Here is a 15,501-nt window from a genome sequence, read left to right as displayed (position 1 = left end):
GGTCAGCCTTCCCTGGCGGCGAAGTGGTCAACGACGCGCGAAAGCCCCACCGAGTTCGACCCCTTGACCAGCACGACGTCGCCGCCGGCCAGGCCGAACTCCTGCAGTGCCGCTATGGCTTCACCCGCATTGTCGCAATGCGCGTAGGCGAAGCGATTGCCAAGCGTATCGCGGGGAAGTTTCCCCATCTCGCGTGCCAGCGCCAGCATCTCCGGCCCGACGAGCACGGCATAGTCGACCCCGGCATCGGCCACCGGGGCGGCAAGCTGGGCGTGGAAACGCTCGGCAAAATCGCCCAGCTCCTTCATGCTGCCGAGCACGGCGACGCGGCGCGTAGCGGGCGTCTGGCCCAGTTGCGCCAGCGTGGCGCGCATGGATGCGGGGTTGGCATTGTAGCTTTCGTCGATCACCAGCGCGTGTCCGCCGGGCACCTTGGCCCGCAACCGCGCCCCGCGACCCTTGAGGCCGCCCATTTCCGCCAGCGCGAGGCCCGCGGCACCGAGATCGCCGCCCGCGGCGTGGACCGCGGCCATCACGCACAGCGAGTTGTCGATCCAGTGCTCGCCCGGCTCGGCCACGGTGTAGCACAGGCGAAGATCGCCCATTGCCGCGGTTACCAGCGACCCGCCCTCCGCGCACGGAATGGCATCGAGCAGGCGCATGTCGGCATGCGCCCCGCGCCCGAAGCCGACGACCTTTGCGCCTTGCGCGTGGGCCGCATCGCGCAACCGTTCGAAATGCGGGCTGTCGGCGGGGATGACGGCGACGCCGCCCTTCTGCAGCCCGCCGAAGATTTCCGCCTTGGCATCGGCAATGGCCTCTTCGCTGCCCAGGTTCTCGATATGCGCGGGCGCGATGATGGTGACCACGGCGACGTGCGGGCGGACATGGGCGGTGAGCCCGGCGATCTCGCCCGCGTGGTTCATGCCCATTTCGAACACGGCGAAGCGGCTTTTGGCCGGCATCCGCGACAGGCTGAGCGGCACGCCGACGTGGTTGTTGTAGCTGCGCACGCTGCGATGCGCCGCGCCGCGGCTCGAACGCTCCAGCGCGGTGAAGATCGCTTCCTTCACCCCGGTCTTGCCGACCGATCCGGTGACCCCGACGACCTTGGCTGTGGCACGATCCCGCGCGGCACGGGCAAGTGCGTGCAGCGCCGCGGTCGTGTCGGCGACGAGGATATGCGGGTAATCGACCACGCGATCGACCAGCGCGGCGGCGGCGCCGTTGGCGAAAGCCGCGGCCAGGAAGCGATGGCCGTCCATCGCCTCGCCGCGCAGGGCCACGAACAGATCGCCCGCCTGCACGTCGCGACTGTCCATCTCGACGCCGCTAACCTCAAATTCACCATGAGCGGTCCCGCCGGTCACCCCCGCGATCTCCGCCGACGTCCACAACGCTAGACGCAGCGCGTCGTCCTTGCGACGTGGCCAGCGGACCGTGTTCGCCAGCGCGTTCACTTGCGCGCTCCTGCCAGTTCGGCGGCACATTCGCGGGCCACGGTCACGTCATCGAAGGGCAAAACCCGCATATTCTCTCCCGAACCCACGATCTGGCCCTGTTCATGTCCCTTGCCGGCGACGAGGACGATATCGTCCTTGCCCGCCTCGGCCACGGCGGCGGCGATGGCCGCGCGCCGATCGCCCACTTCGCGCGCGCCGGGGGCGCCCTGCATCACGGCTGCGCGGATGGCTGCGGCATCCTCACCGCGCGGATTGTCGTCGGTCACGATGACCAGATCGCTGCCCGCCACGGCCGCCTCGCCCATGGGCGCGCGCTTGCCCTGGTCGCGGTCACCGCCGGCGCCGAACACGGTGATGAGCCGGCCCGAAACGTGCGGGCGCAGCGCGGCGATGGCGGCGCTCAAGGCATCGGGCGTGTGGGCGTAGTCGATATAGACCGGTGCGCCCGCCTGGCTGATGACGGCCCGCTCCAGCCGGCCGCGCACCGGTTGCAGACGTGCAACCGCGTCGAACACCTGGGCGGCCGGTGTGCCGGTTACCAGCGCCAGCCCTGCGGCAACCAGGGCATTGGCGACCTGGTAGGCCCCGATGAGCGGGAGGCGGATGGCGTGGGCCTGTCCGGCGTGGACGATCTTGAGCTCCTGACCCAGCGGGCTTGGCGTGCGCGCGATCAGGTTGATGCCGCCCTTGTCCGCCGCGCCCTTCGTGCCGACGGTGAACAGCGTCAGGCCGCGCGCACGGGCAACCTCCATTGCGCGCTGCGACCACGCGTCGTCGGCCCAGATCACCGCGTTGCCATCATCGTCGACGACTTCGGAAAACAACCGCATCTTGGCGGCGAAGTAGTCTTCCATGTCCTTGTGATAGTCGAGGTGGTCGCGGCTGAGGTTGGTGAACGCCCCGGCGACGACCGGCAGGCCTTCGTTGCGATACTGACTGAGGCCGTGGCTGCTGGCCTCGTAGGCCACATGGGTCACGCCTTCGCGCGCAAGGCCGGTGTTGTTGCCGAGAAAGGTGACGATGTCGGGCGTGGTGAGCCCGGTGGACACGCTTTCGTCCGGCGTGGTGACGCCCAGCGTGCCGATGCTGGCCGCGCGTTCACCGCACATGCGCCAGATCTGCCGGGTCATCTCCACGGTGGAGGTCTTGCCGTTGGTGCCCGTCACCGCGACGACCACTGGCGGCGTGGGTCGATAGAAGCGGCTTGCAAGGCGGGCGAACAGCTGGCGCGGCACGTCGCCCGCAAGGTGCAGGGCACCTTCGACCCGCGCCTGTGGCCGGGCCACGACAGCCACTGCGCCGCCAGCGATGGCGGCCGCGATGTAATCCTCGCCGTTCACCGCCGCGCCCTCGAATGCGCCGAACACGTTGCCGGGCGCGACCTTGCGGTGATCGATGGCAAAACCGGTTACGGCCGTATCGCCGTCCGGACCTGCATCGATACCCAGGTCGCCTGCAAGATCGGCCAGCCGCATCAGTCGGTGTCCCCGACCAGCGGACGCAGATCGCTGAGGTCGATGTCGCGGTCGGCATCGGGGAAGACGCCGAGCTGCGGACCGATGCGCGGCACCAGGCGGCCCACGATCGGCGCGGCGTTCCACGCGGCGGTGCGCTGGAAGCTGCTGGCAACGGTGCCCTGCGGCTCGTCCAGCATGGCGATCACCACGTAACGCGGGCTGTCCATCGGAAAGGCCGCGGCGAAGGTGGATACCAGGCTGGTCCGGCGATACCCGCCAGCACCCGGCTTTTCCGCGCTGCCCGTCTTGCCGCCGACGCGAAAGCCCGGGGCATCTGCGTTACGGCCGGTGCCATAGAGTGCGATCATGCGCATCAGCTGGTTCATGCGCGCGCTGGTGCTGGCGCGGAACACCCGGCGACCGCGCGGCGCCTGGCCGGGTCGGACCTTGTGCAGCGTGGCCGGGCGCCAGATGCCCCCGTTGACCATGGCGGCATAGGCCGAGGCGAGGTGCAGTGGGGTGACCGCGATGCCGTGGCCGAACCCGGCATAGGCCGCCTTGGATGAATTCCATTCGCCCGCCATGCCCAGCGGCGCACCGCGCGCCGGCAGTTCGATGAAGGGCCGCTCGCCCAGCCCCAGAAGCTCGAAATATTCGTGCATCTGCGGGCCGCCCACTTCCTGTGCGATCTGCGCAGAAGTGATGTTGGACGAATGGATCAGCGTTTGCGGCACGTTGATGGCCGCACCGATGGTGTGGCTGTCGCGAATGGCGTTGCCCCCCACCATCAGCGGGCGGTTGGCCTGCCAGGTCCGCCCGAGATCGGTGATCTTGCCGGCGTCGATGGCGATCGCCACGGTCAGCGGCTTAAACGTCGATCCCAGTTCGTAGACCTGGTTGGTCATGCGGTTGAAGCTGCGCGGCATCTCGCCAGCGGCGGTGCGTTCGGGGGGGAGGATAACGTCCTCGGTGGTAACCGCGTTGGGATCGAAATGCGGCAGCGACGCGAGCGCCAGCACCTCGCCCGTGTCGACGTCGAGCACGATGCCCGCTGCGCCCACGGCGTTGACCGAACGCATGCCGCTCGCCAGCTCGTCTTCCAGCGCGCCCTGAACCCGCATGTCGATGCTCAGCGCCACCGGCTGGCCGCGCGTGGCGGGATCGCTCAGCTGACGGTCCAGCACCTGCTCCATGCCCACCCGCCCGTGATCGTCGGACCCGACGTAACCGAGCACGTGCGCGGCGAGCGAGCCTTGCGGATAGTGGCGGTCTTCCTCCTGCGGCAGTTCCAGCGCAAGTTCACCGATCGCCATCACGCGGTTGGCATCTTCGGGCAGGACGCGGCGCCGGATATAGCCCGCGCGGCCCGAGGCAAGCTGCTGTGCTACTTCGTAGACGTCGAGGTCGGGGAAAATAACGCGCAGTTCGCGGGCGATTTCCTCGGGTGTCTTCACCAGCGGCGGGCCGCCGTCGCCGCCCTCGGTCATCGCCTGGGGATTGTACCACAGGGCATAGGCCGGGAACGCACGCGCCAGCGGCACGCCGTTGCGGTCGGTGATCTCGCCGCGCGGGGGCAACAGGGCATCGGCCATCGAGCGGATTTCGTGCCCCGGCTGGGCGACACCCAGCCATGCCAGCCGCAGCAGCGCGACGATGGCGAGCAGCAGGAAGCAGGCACCCACGATCAATACGCGAAGCCGCGCCACCAGCAGCGAGCGGCGGCGCACGTCGAGCGACCCGGCAACAGCGGGGACGAAGGTATTGGGGACCGCGTAGCCGTTCACCGGGCGGCGACCTTGGCCACGGCAAATCCCGGTCCGGCAATCGGCATGCGCAGCGGCCCGGGCGCGACGGCGGCAGCAAGGCGCGCCGCGCCATCTTCGCCCCCGTGGTCATCGCCCAGCACGTCCGCTTCGACCGGACGGCCGGTCAGCGGCGAGACGAGGCGCGGAAATGCGGGCACATCCTCGCCCGAACGCAGCCCGGCCAGGCGAATCGGCTCCGGCGCATCGGCACCGCGCGGCATGCCAAAGCTGGCAAGCTGGCGCGGGTTCTCGATAAACTGATCGGCCTGCGGGGATTCGAAACCGAAGTCGACCCGGTTCCACGCCGCCAACTGCACCTGGTTGGTGCGGGTGAGAAACTCCGTTTCCAGCAACAGGTTGCTTTCTTCCAACTGCACGATGCGCCGTTCGGCCTGCACCACGTCGGCACGCACCGCGTTCACCTTCAGATGAAGCACGGCGTAAAGCGCGAGGCACACGCCCAGCACGGCAATCCAGCCGATGCGACGGATGCGCGATGTCTGCGTCATGCGGCATACTCCCTTGAGGCGGCGGGTGCGTTGGTGCGGGTTGCAGCGCGCAACGTGGACGAGCGGGCGCGCGGGTTCCTCAGGATTTCCGCCTCGGACGGGCGGATCGCCTTGGTCACCCGCGCGAAACGGGCGACGGGGGCCTCCTGCGTTTCGGGCAGGTGGCGCGAACCCCGCGGCGTGAGGTTGGCCGCATCGCGGAAGAACTGCTTGACGATGCGATCTTCCAGGCTGTGAAAGCTGACGACGGCGAGGCGTCCGCCATCCTTGAGCAGCGCCTCGGCGGCAGCGAGGCCGGTTTCCAGCTCGTCCAGCTCGCCGTTCACATGGATACGGATGGCCTGGAAGCTGCGGGTGGCGGGATCCTTCTTGTCGCCCGGCCGGTGGCCCAGCGCCTTGCGCACGACCTGTGCCAGCTCGCCCGTGGTCGCCAGCGGACGGGCGGCAACGATCGCGCGGGCGACGCGGCGCGACTGGCGCTCCTCGCCGTAACGATACAGCACGTCGGCAATGTCCTCCACCTCGGCGGTGTTGACGAAATCGGCCGCCGTGGGGCCGGACCGGCTCATCGTCATGTCGAGCGGGCCGTTCGAGGAAAAGGCGAAGCCGCGCTCGGCCTGGTCGAGCTGCATGGACGAAACGCCGATATCCATGGCGATGGCGTCCACCTGATCGATGCCGGCATCGGCCATGCCGTGCGACATTTCGGAAAAGCGCCGCTGATGGAGAACAAGGCGCGGGGCATCGCCCTTGGTCTCCGGCCATTCGCTGCCAGCGGCGATCGCATCCGGGTCGCGGTCAAAGGCGTGGACGATGGCCCCTGCATCGAGAAAGGCGCGGGTGTAGCCGCCCGCGCCGAAGGTGGCGTCGATCACCACGTCGCCCGGCTGCGGGGACAGCGCTGCAACGACCTCTTCCAGCAGGACGGGAATGTGCGGGGCGGCTGCGACGATCACTTGGCCTTGCCCTTCGCTCGCGCACCGGCTTCCAGCGAGCGGCAGTTGGACTGCGCCTGTTCCCAGCCCTGCCCCATCGCGGCCAGCCGATCCGGGTTCCACAGGGTAAGGAACGGGGTGCCGCCCTGGAAATACAGCGCATCGCCGACATCGCCGAGCTCGGCGATATGTTCGGGCAGCACGAAGCGGCCGCTGGCATCGAACGGCACCTCGACAAAGCCCCACAGCTGCATGCCGCGCAGTTCGCGGTCGAAATCGAGGTCGCGGCGCAATGCGGCCTCTTCCTCGCGGTCGAGCATGGCTTCGAAGGTGTTGGTCAGCGAGAGGCTGAAGCCCTTGAGACAGGGCCAGCGTTCGTGCTTGGCGAGGCACAGCACGCGGTCATCGCCCTTGTCGGCGAAATCCTTGCGAAAGGCGGGGGGCAGGACGAATCGATCCTTCTCGCCGCGAAGCGAAAAGCCCTGTCCTCCATACCCTGTAGGCCGTTGCGACACGCGCCGTTACCCCGCTTGGAACTTCCCCGATAGCCATGCCTCCCCCGCTGCGTGCCGCGCGTTGGCGCGACCCGATCACCCCCAAGAGGGTGCAACCCGGCAGGCATGTCCGATGGGTTAATGTCATAACGCTGCATACAGCGGGATGAAAGGGGAAATTGCGGGAATTAGTGGGATAACACGGTAAACATCTGATTTTCCGAAGTCAGTGGGCGTGGCCCTCCTGCGAATCCGCGTGACCGAGAGGCGCCGTTTTCGGGGCGGTTGCGCCGCTTCCCGCGCCATCCCGCATGGGGCTGGCGACCCGTCCCGCGATTTCCCCGTTTTCACCCGCAAGACCGGGAAAGATGTGACCGATCAGCGAATCAAGCGCCGGTTCTGCACCCGGCCACGGCCCGGTGATGTCGAGCAGCGCCGCATCGGCGACCAGCAGCGCCTCACCGGTGCCGATGGCGCAATGGGCCAGAAGGCCGTCTCCGGGAATCGCGCAGCCCGTCTTTTCCCCGTTGGCGGAAAAGCTGCCGCGCATGTTGACGGGGATGGCACTGCCGAAATGATCGACCGTGGCCGGGCCATCGTCCTGCGCTGCGTCAAAATGCAACTCCAGCCCCCAGTGGGCCAGGATCGGCGAAAGCAGCGCGACATCCTGCGGCCTGCGCCGGTCACCCAAATGAAACCGCGATTCGCCGGTCATCAGCGGGTCGGCGAACAACAGCAGCCGCCCTCCCCCGCGCACCCAGGCATCGAGCGCGACGTTTTCTTCCCCCGTCAATCCGCGCGGCTGTGCCATCAGCAGGTAGCGATAGGGGGCAAGCGCCTCTGCGCTGAGGTAGTCGAGCGGCACCGGTTCGGCGTGACGGGCGATCACGCTGCGCGCCCAGTGCGATGGTGCATCGCCACTGAGCAGGTCGGCAAAGCCTTCCGCCTCCCCCCAGTAGATCGGCACCGTGCCCATCAGCGCCACTTGCGGGCGCGCACCGGCTGCGGAGGGCGCAGGTCCGTCCTGGGCACTCAGCGGAGCGGCCAGCAGCAACGCGGCGGCGGCAAAAAGCAGATTACTGCAACGGCGCATTGGCTGACGGCCTTTCAGGCGTGGCGCCACCCTGCGGCGGCGCGGGGGCTGCCGAAGCGTCAGTGCCTTCCGGCACCTCCGGCGCGACCCCGGCATCGACCAGTGGATCGCGCGGCACGGCGCTCTGGGTCGCCTCCACGGTGGGGGCAGCCTCCGGAACGGCGGCGGCTTCCGTCAACGCCAGGCGGTTGGTGACGATGTCGGCCAGCCCGACGAGCAGGACCATAGCAAAGATGCCGAAGACACCGATCTGCAACCGCTGCAAGCGCTCGGCCCGCGTTCCGCCCAGCGGCCCGCCGGCAGCAAGCACGCGGTCGGCCTTGTCCTTGCTGGCCTTGCGCTTCAGGATTTCCAGCGGATCGAGTGGCATGGGGGCAATCCTAGCGAATCAAGATGAACGCAACCAGTCGAACACCGGCAGGCCCTTCGCGCGCAGCCAGTCGGCGTTGTAGAGCGTGGAGAGATAGCGGAAGCCGGTGTCGCACAGGATCGTCGCCACGCGCGGACTGTCGCGCCCTTCGGCCACCAGCTGCCGGCCGAGCGCCACCGCACCCGCCACGTTGATGCCGCTGGAAAGCCCGAGGCAGAGCCCTTCCTCCCTGAGCAGCTGGGCGACCCATTCCAGACCTTCCTCGTCGGCGATGCGGAACTGGGTATCCACGTCCAGCCCTTCGAGATTGGCGGTGATGCGGCCCTGGCCGATGCCCTCGGCAACCGAACTGCCCTCGGCCTTCAGTTCGCCGTGCGCGTAGTAATTGAACAGCGCCGCGCCGTAGGGGTCGGTCAGCGCGATCCGCACGGTCTCGTCATGGGCGCGCAGCCCCATGCCCACGCCCGCCAGCGTGCCGCCGGTGCCAACCGCGCAGGTGAACCCGTCCACCCGGCCCTCCATCTGCGCCCAGATTTCGGGCGCGGTGCTTTCGATATGCGCGCGGCGGTTGGCGACATTGTCGAACTGGTTGGCCCATACCGCATTCTCGGTCTCTTCCGCGATGCGGCGGCTGGTGTGGACGAAGTGCGCAGGGTCGGCGAACTTTGTGGGCGGCACGGTGACCAGCTCGGCCCCCAGCGCCCGCAGCGTATCCATCTTTTCGTGCGACTGGTTGTCCGGCATCACGATGACGCTTTTGTAGCCCAGCGCATTGGCAACCAGCGCCATGCCGATGCCGGTGTTGCCTGCCGTCCCCTCCACCACGGTGCCGCCCGGCTTCAGTTCGCCGCGCCGTTCGGCATCGCGCACGATCCACAGCGCCGCGCGGTCCTTCACGGATGCGCCGGGATTGGCGAATTCGCACTTGCCCCAGATCTCGCACCCCGCCGCGCGGCTCGCGCCTTCAAGCAGGACGAGGGGCGTGTTGCCGATAAGATCGAGCGTAGTCGGGCGTGCTGGGGGAGCGGTCATGGCTGAAAGTTAGGCGGCCGGGATTCGCCGTGCAACCTAATCCTCCTTGGGATGACCCCTGCCGCGGCTTTAGTCTTCCTCGGCGATGCGGACCTTCAGCCCGTCGAGCGCGTCGGTGAAGGGGATCTGGCACGACAGGCGGCTGGTGGCATCGCGGTGGTCGCTGGAATCGAGCAGGTCGTCCTCGTCCTCGCTCATCGGCGGCAGGCGATCGGCAAAGGCAGCGTCGACATGGACGTGGCAGGTGGCGCACGAACAGCATCCGCCGCACAAGGCCAGCAGCTCGTCGAACCCGTTGTCGCGGATCGCTTCCATCACGGTAAGGCCGCTGGCGACATCCAGCGTGGATTCGGTGCCCTCGCGGGTGACGACGGTAAGCTTTGGCATGGGGAATCCTCTGGCGCTGTTCGGCGCGGCTGCTAGTCAATCGCGCGCGGATTGGCAAGGAGAGCACCGTGGGCCTGACGGCAGCACAGATAACGGCATCGCTGGACGAGGTCGCCCGGCGGGAGCCGGCCATCGCCCGCGCGCTGGCGGTCGCCGGCTATCCCGAACCGCGCATCCGCGAACGCGGCTACATGACGATGCTGCGCACCATCGTGGGCCAGCAGGTGAGCGTGGCGGCAGCGGCGAGCATGTGGCGCAAGCTGGAAGCGGAACTTGGCGAAGGCTTCGCGCCCGCCGCCCTGCTGGAGCGCGATTTCGATACCTTGCGCGGCTGCGGCCTGTCGCGCCAGAAGCAGGGCTATGCACGGTCCCTGTGCGAACTCGTCCACGCCGGTGAGGTGGACTTCGCCAACCTGCCCGCTGATGACGAAGAGGCCATCGCCGAACTGACGAAGATCAAGGGCATCGGCCGCTGGTCTGCGGAGATCTACCTGCTGTTCGCCGAGGGGCGCCCCGACATCTGGCCTGCCGGAGACCTGGCCGTGATGGCTGGCATCGGCCGCATCCTGGGTCTGGACGAACGCCCCGATGAAAAGGCCACCCGCGCCCTGGCCGAGCCGTGGCGACCGCACCGCGGGGCGATGGCGATCTTCACCTGGCATTGCTACAATAATCCCGCGCTGTAGAAGGCGCGCCCATGCCCGCTTCCGTCTCGCAATCCATCGTCATCGCCACCGGCGCGCCGCTGTGCCGCAATCCACGCGTCGTGAAGGAGGCGACCGCGCTGGCCGAAGCCGGCTATCGCGTCACCGTTTTGCGCCCCGTCCTCGATGCCGGATGGGCGGCGCGCGATGCGCAGATCGCGGCAGTCGCGCCGTTCAGCGTGATGACCACGGCGGATCTCACCGCCTCTGCGCCCGCGTCGCTGTTCTTTCGGGCCGAACGGTTCATCGGCGGGCGCGGTTTCGCCACCCTCCCCTACCTTGCGCCCCGGGCGCTGGGATACGGCGTGATGCGCACGATCCGGCTGGCGCGCCAGCTGCGCGGTGATCTCGTCATCGGGCACCAGGAAGTCGGCCTGGCCGTCGCCGAGGCACTGGCGCGCGACGGCCAGCGCACCGGCGTCGACATCGAAGACTGGTATTCCGAGGACTTGCTGCCCGAGGCGCGCGTCCACCGCCCCGTCGCCTGGCTGGCCCGGGCTGAGAATGCCGCCGTGCGCCGGGGCGGCATGGTCACGACGACGTCCCACGCCCTTGCCGAGGCACTGGCAGACGCAAGTGGCGGGCCGGCGCCGGCGGTGGTCTACAACGTGTTTCCGTGGTCGGATCGCGAGGCGCTGGACGGCGAGGCCAGGGATCGCCCCCCCGGCGATGCCAGCCTGCCCTCGCTCCACTGGGTTTCGCAGACGATTGGTCCCGGCCGGGGGCTGGAAGAGTTGTGCGATGCGCTGACACTGGTGGATACGCCGGTCCAGCTGCACCTGCGCGGCGACATCTCGGCAGCGGATGAGGCATGGTTGCGCGGTCGCTTTCCGTCCGCGCGCGGGCATCGGCTTCACTTGCATGGCCTCGTAGCGCCAAGCGAGCTGCTCAGCAGAATTGCCGAACACGACATCGGGCTGGCGCTGGAGGCGGTCGATCCCCCCAGCCGCAACCTGACAGTGACCAACAAGATGTTCCATTACCTGCTGGCAGGCCTGGCCGTGGTTGCCACGCGCACGGCCGGCCAGGCCGAAATTGCCGCGTCCGTGCCCGCGGCCATCGCAACCTGCCGTCCGGGCGATGCCGCCTCGCTCGCCGCAGCGATAAATGAACTGGTGAGCGATCCAGCCCGCCTCGCGGCAGCTCATAAGGCTGCGCTCGATGCGGCACGCGATACCTACTGCTGGGAGCGGCAAAAGGCGACTGTACTGGGGCTTGTAGCTGCCGCACTGGATGCGCCACCGGCCAAACCGTCGCGACCCGCACCACCTCAATCGAAATAGCAGCTCCAGTCGGTATCACTGATCAGCTCGCAAGACTTGATGCGTTCGCCCGTGAGATCGAGCATGAGTCTTTGGCTGAGTCCGGTGGGATCGCGGCCGGGCGAGCGCACGATGGCGACCCCGCCATCAGGGATCCCTTTACGATAGATCACGGCCGTTGGCGGCGGGCCGCCAAGGGCCTGCGCGTTCTGCGCGGCAAAGGCTCTGCGTTGTTGTCGCGTGATCGCATCCACGGCGGGGGAACTTAGCATCACGGCAGCGCCTAGAGACGCCAGCGGCAGGATGCGCCCCGCCTGCATCCTTGTCCTCGACGGATGGCCCGCCGGCGTGAGGAATACCGTCGCGAGGGCTACGCACCAAGCCAGGAAGCCGAGCAGTATCCAACCGAGGCGCCATGCCACGAATAAACCGAACTCGTGACCAGTCACAACGCTGCCCGGTCTGATCCAAGCCGTTGCGATCAGGTAGACTGGACAGAACAGCACGAATAGCCCGAGGGCCAGCTTCTCATTGAAGGTAAAGGGTCGCCATGCCGACATCACGGGATCGGCCTACCGTATGGGTCACCTGCGTACCATCGGCCAATTGCGCCGCTTGGCAACACGCCTGCCGCTTCCTACCTCGCCAGCGGGACCAGCCCGATCGGGCCGATAGGGAGACCCCATGACCGATTTCGCCAATACCCCGCTCATTCCCCGTGACGACCTGTTCGGCAATCCCAGCCGCGCGGGCGGCAAGATCAGCCCCGATGGCAAGTGGGTCAGCTGGATGGCACCGTGGCAGGGGGTGATGAACGTGTTCATGGCGCCCGCTGACGACCAGACTGACGTTCGCCGCATGACGGCTGCCGAGGGTCGGCCCATCCCGCAGTATTTCTGGGCGCCCGACAGCCAGAGCCTGCTGTACATCCGTGACCGCGACGGGGACGAGAACTACCTGCTCTACCAAGTGGGGCTGGACGGCGCGGAGAACGGCGGCGTGGAGAAATGCCTTACCCCGTTCGAGAATACCCGGGTACAGATCGTCGGCGTTTCCGAAACGCAGCGCGACAGGCTGCTGGTCGGCCTCAACGATCGCGACCCGCGGTTCCACGACGTCCACCTGCTGAACCTCGAAACCGGCGAACTCTCGCTGGTGTTCGAGAACAACGCGTGGGCTGGGTTCGAGGCCGACGACAGCCTGACCCTGCGCTGGGCCGTGCGGCAGAACGCCGCGGGCGGCACCGACATGCACGAGATCATCGACGGCGTGGTGGCGGAAACGCCGCGTGAGGTGACGGGCATGGAGGATTCGCTCATCACCAGCATGGCCGGCTACACCACCGATGGCACCATCCTCTACTGGATCGACAGCCGCGGGCGCGACACCGCCGCGCTCTATGCCGAGGACATGGCAACAGGGGCCCGCACCCTGCTGGCCGAGCATGACAGGGCCGACGTGGGCGGCACCATCCGGCATCCGCGCACCGGCGTGGTGCAGGGCTGGAGCGCTGCCTACCTGCGCACCGAGCATCACTTTCTGGACGACGACATTGCCAGCGCCTTTGCCTTCCTGCGCGAGCGGTTCGAAGGCGATTTCGGCATCCAGTCACGCACCGACGACGATCGCCGCTGGCTGGTCTGGAACGATCCGCTGACCGGCCCGATCGCCACCTATCTGTTCGATCGCGACGCGATGAGCCTGACCCGGTTCTACGTCACCAAGCCCGAGCTTGAGGGCGCGCCGCTGCAACCGATGCACCCCGTGGAAATTCCTGCGCGCGACGGCCTGACACTGGCGAGCTATCTTACCCTGCCGCCCGGGTGCGACCCGGACGAGGACGGCGTGCCGGATGCCGCCGTGCCGATGGTGCTGCTGGTCCATGGCGGCCCCTGGGCGCGCGATAATTACGGCTTCAACCGCAGCCACCAGTGGCTTGCCAACCGTGGTTACGCCGTGCTCAGCGTCAACTTCCGCGGCTCCATGGGCTTCGGCAAGGCCTTCGTGAACGCCGCGAACCTGCAATGGTCAAAGGCCATGCACGACGACCTGATCGACGCCGTCGACTGGGCGGTGGAACGCGGCGTGGCCCAGCGTGACAGGATTGCGATCATGGGCGGCAGCTATGGCGGGTATGCCACGCTGGTGGGCCTTGCCTTTACGCCCGAAGTGTTCGCCTGCGGGGTGGACATCGTCGGCCCTTCGAACCTGGAAACGCTGCTGGAAACCATCCCGCCTTACTGGGAGCCGCTGGTGAAGCAGTTCCATGATCGCATGGGCGATCCCGGCACGCCCGAGGGATTGCAGGCACTGAAGGAGGCGAGCCCGCTCCACCGCGCAAAGGACATCGTGCGTCCGCTGCTGATCGGACAGGGGGCCAACGATCCGAGGGTCAAGCAGGCCGAAAGCGATCAGATCGTGGACGCGATGGAGCGTGACGGCGTGCCCGTGACCTACGTCCTCTTCCCCGACGAGGGCCACGGCTTCGCGCGTCCCGAAAACAACATCGCTTTCAACGCGATTGCCGAGAATTTCCTCGCCGAGGTGCTGGGCGGGCGGGCCGAGCCGGTGGGCGAGACGCTCGCAGCCTCGACGGCGGACATCCGCGCCGGGCGAGAGTTCGTGAAGGGGCTGTAGGCACCCTCACCCCGCCCCCCCGCTCACCTTAAGCTTGTCGAAGGGTTGTCCTCCTGGTTCACCACGGCGGACAAGAAAGGCGGTCCTTCGACAAGCTCAGGACGAGCGGGTATTGGGCTTGGAAGGGAGAGAGACAATGCAGCAGAAGGCGATCTTCATCACCGGCGGCGGCAGCGGCATCGGCCGCGCCATCGCGCTGAAGTTTGCCGCCGAGGGCTGGCTGGTCGGCATCGCCGATCGCAACCAGGCGGGTCTCGACGAGACGAAAGTCCTGCTACCTGCCGGCCGCTGCCACGCCTACCGGTTCGACGTCACCGACCGGGCTGGCTGGGCCGATGCGCTCGGCGCGTTCGCCGCCCTGAACGCGGGACGGATCGACGTTGTCGCCAACAACGCCGGGCTGCCGTCGGGCGGTCCGCTGAGCGAGGTCACGCACGAGGAACTCGACCTGCTGATCGACGTGAACCTGCGCGGTGTATTCTACGGTGCCAAGGCCGCCTTCCCCTACCTCAGGGCCGCAGGCCCCGGGTCCTGCCTGCTCAACACCGCCAGCGCCGCCGCCATCCACGGCATGGCGAACCAAAGCGTCTACGGCGCGACCAAGGCGGGCGTGCGGTCTCTGACGGAAAGCCTCGATGCCGAATGGGCGCCCTTCGGCGTCCGCTCGCGATCGCTGATGCCCAGCTTCATCGACACCCCGCTGCTCCAGGCCGCCCCCAACCGCAGCCGCAATACACCGATCCGCGATGCGGTGGTGGCTGCCGGGCTGGAGTTCACGCCGGTCGAGGTGGTGGCGCAAGCGGCATGGGATGCGGTGCACTCGGACAAGCGCACCCATTGGCTGGTGGGCAAGACGGCGCGAAAGCTGGCCCGCGTCGCCAAGTGGATGCCCGGCCTGCTGCGCCGCCGCGCCCGCACCCTGGCCGACGCGCACGAGCACAGCGAGGGCCACCCCGCCGACGCGTAGCCAAAACGCGGTTTGCCCCATTTCGTCAGCCGAGGGTGACCCGGTTGACGCCGCCCGCAGTTGATCACCGCACCAGCGCGTCGATGGCACTCGCCAGTTCGAAGTCGCGTGCGGACAGGCCGTCGGCATCGTGGGTGGTAAGCTCGATCTCCACCCGGTTGTAGACGTTCGACCATTCCGGGTGATGATCCTGCTTTTCCGCCAGGATGGCGACCCGGCTCATGAAGCCCCAGGCCTCCACGAAGTCGGCGAACTTGAAGAAGCGGCGGATGGCCTCGCCCTCGCGGCTGAATTCCCAGCCCTCCAGCGTCGCCATCTCGCCTTCGGCCTCGGCTCTCGTCAGTCTGTCCACCATGTGCAGTCGCTCCATCGTCTTGCGCGTCGCG

At 67.9% G+C, this 15,501-nt stretch carries 16 protein-coding genes; 4 read left to right on the top strand and 12 right to left on the bottom strand.

Annotated features, from left to right (window positions below):
• Positions 1-2: 2 nt before the first annotated feature.
• The 10 genes from GRI62_RS02525 to GRI62_RS02480 all read right to left on the bottom strand — a co-directional run bounded on the left by GRI62_RS02525 (position 3) and on the right by GRI62_RS02480 (position 9,545).
• Positions 3-1,460: a UDP-N-acetylmuramoyl-tripeptide--D-alanyl-D-alanine ligase gene (locus tag GRI62_RS02525; RefSeq protein ID WP_234032787.1), complete on the bottom strand. Its 1,458-nt coding sequence runs from the start codon at positions 1,458-1,460 to the stop codon at positions 3-5.
• The gene (locus GRI62_RS02520; protein ID WP_131451857.1) at positions 1,457-2,938 is read right to left on the bottom strand and encodes a UDP-N-acetylmuramoyl-L-alanyl-D-glutamate--2,6-diaminopimelate ligase; all 1,482 of its coding nucleotides are present in this window, start codon (positions 2,936-2,938) and stop codon (positions 1,457-1,459) included. The genes GRI62_RS02525 and GRI62_RS02520 overlap by 4 nt, the downstream gene beginning before the upstream one ends.
• Positions 2,938-4,704: a peptidoglycan D,D-transpeptidase FtsI family protein gene (locus tag GRI62_RS02515; protein WP_131451856.1), complete on the bottom strand. Its 1,767-nt coding sequence runs from the start codon at positions 4,702-4,704 to the stop codon at positions 2,938-2,940. Before GRI62_RS02515 ends, GRI62_RS02520 begins: the two co-directional genes overlap by 1 nt.
• Positions 4,701-5,234: a hypothetical protein gene (locus tag GRI62_RS02510; RefSeq protein WP_131451855.1), complete on the bottom strand. Its 534-nt coding sequence runs from the start codon at positions 5,232-5,234 to the stop codon at positions 4,701-4,703. The genes GRI62_RS02515 and GRI62_RS02510 overlap by 4 nt, the downstream gene beginning before the upstream one ends.
• On the bottom strand, positions 5,231-6,187 hold the full coding sequence (gene rsmH, locus GRI62_RS02505) for a 16S rRNA (cytosine(1402)-N(4))-methyltransferase RsmH (RefSeq protein ID WP_131453726.1): 957 nt from the start codon (positions 6,185-6,187) through the stop codon (positions 5,231-5,233). The genes GRI62_RS02510 and rsmH overlap by 4 nt, the downstream gene beginning before the upstream one ends.
• A complete protein-coding gene (locus GRI62_RS02500) occupies positions 6,187-6,684 on the bottom strand; it encodes a division/cell wall cluster transcriptional repressor MraZ (RefSeq protein WP_131451854.1) in 498 nt (165 codons plus the stop codon). Before GRI62_RS02500 ends, rsmH begins: the two co-directional genes overlap by 1 nt.
• Positions 6,685-6,889: 205 nt before the next feature.
• Positions 6,890-7,756 (bottom strand): motility-associated ABC transporter substrate-binding family protein, encoded by an 867-nt coding sequence (locus GRI62_RS02495; protein WP_131451853.1) that lies wholly within the window; start codon positions 7,754-7,756, stop codon positions 6,890-6,892.
• Positions 7,740-8,126, bottom strand: coding sequence for a hypothetical protein (locus GRI62_RS02490; protein WP_131451852.1), 387 nt, complete (start codon positions 8,124-8,126; stop codon positions 7,740-7,742). Before GRI62_RS02490 ends, GRI62_RS02495 begins: the two co-directional genes overlap by 17 nt.
• A gap of 18 nt (positions 8,127-8,144) precedes the next feature.
• On the bottom strand, positions 8,145-9,158 hold the full coding sequence (locus GRI62_RS02485) for a cysteine synthase A (protein ID WP_131451851.1): 1,014 nt from the start codon (positions 9,156-9,158) through the stop codon (positions 8,145-8,147).
• Between the two features lie 69 nt (positions 9,159-9,227).
• Positions 9,228-9,545 carry a 2Fe-2S iron-sulfur cluster-binding protein gene (locus GRI62_RS02480; RefSeq protein WP_131451850.1) on the bottom strand — a complete coding sequence of 106 codons (318 nt, stop codon included), beginning with the start codon at positions 9,543-9,545 and terminating at the stop codon, positions 9,228-9,230.
• A 68-nt stretch (positions 9,546-9,613) separates the two neighbouring features.
• Here GRI62_RS02480 and GRI62_RS02475 point away from each other — a divergent pair, with 68 nt between their 5' ends.
• Together GRI62_RS02475 and GRI62_RS02470 are read left to right on the top strand one after the other, a co-directional pair.
• Positions 9,614-10,231, top strand: coding sequence for a DNA-3-methyladenine glycosylase family protein (locus GRI62_RS02475; RefSeq protein ID WP_131451849.1), 618 nt, complete (start codon positions 9,614-9,616; stop codon positions 10,229-10,231).
• 11 nt (positions 10,232-10,242) lie between these two features.
• Positions 10,243-11,532 carry a glycosyltransferase gene (locus GRI62_RS02470; protein ID WP_131451848.1) on the top strand — a complete coding sequence of 430 codons (1,290 nt, stop codon included), beginning with the start codon at positions 10,243-10,245 and terminating at the stop codon, positions 11,530-11,532.
• Here the strand turns inward: GRI62_RS02470 and GRI62_RS02465 are convergent.
• The gene (locus GRI62_RS02465; RefSeq protein WP_131451847.1) at positions 11,520-12,074 is read right to left on the bottom strand and encodes a hypothetical protein; all 555 of its coding nucleotides are present in this window, start codon (positions 12,072-12,074) and stop codon (positions 11,520-11,522) included. The genes GRI62_RS02470 and GRI62_RS02465 overlap by 13 nt on opposite strands.
• 121 nt (positions 12,075-12,195) lie before the next feature.
• Between GRI62_RS02465 and GRI62_RS02460 the strand changes: the two genes are divergently transcribed.
• Positions 12,196-14,148 carry a S9 family peptidase gene (locus tag GRI62_RS02460; protein WP_131451846.1) on the top strand — a complete coding sequence of 651 codons (1,953 nt, stop codon included), beginning with the start codon at positions 12,196-12,198 and terminating at the stop codon, positions 14,146-14,148.
• Positions 14,149-14,284: 136 nt separating this feature from the next.
• Positions 14,285-15,115, top strand: coding sequence for an SDR family oxidoreductase (locus GRI62_RS02455; RefSeq protein ID WP_131451845.1), 831 nt, complete (start codon positions 14,285-14,287; stop codon positions 15,113-15,115).
• Positions 15,116-15,179: 64 nt separating this feature from the next.
• Here the strand turns inward: GRI62_RS02455 and GRI62_RS02450 are convergent, their stop codons facing one another.
• Positions 15,180-15,470, bottom strand: a complete 291-nt coding sequence (locus GRI62_RS02450; protein WP_131451844.1) for a 4a-hydroxytetrahydrobiopterin dehydratase — start codon at positions 15,468-15,470, stop codon at positions 15,180-15,182.
• Positions 15,471-15,501 lie beyond the last annotated feature (31 nt).

This window comes from Aurantiacibacter arachoides (assembly GCF_009827335.1).
Taxonomy (GTDB): Bacteria; Pseudomonadota; Alphaproteobacteria; order Sphingomonadales; family Sphingomonadaceae; genus Alteraurantiacibacter; species Alteraurantiacibacter arachoides.
The sequence above is the reverse complement of the archived record's forward strand: the minus strand, read 5'-3'. Positions and strand labels throughout refer to the sequence as shown.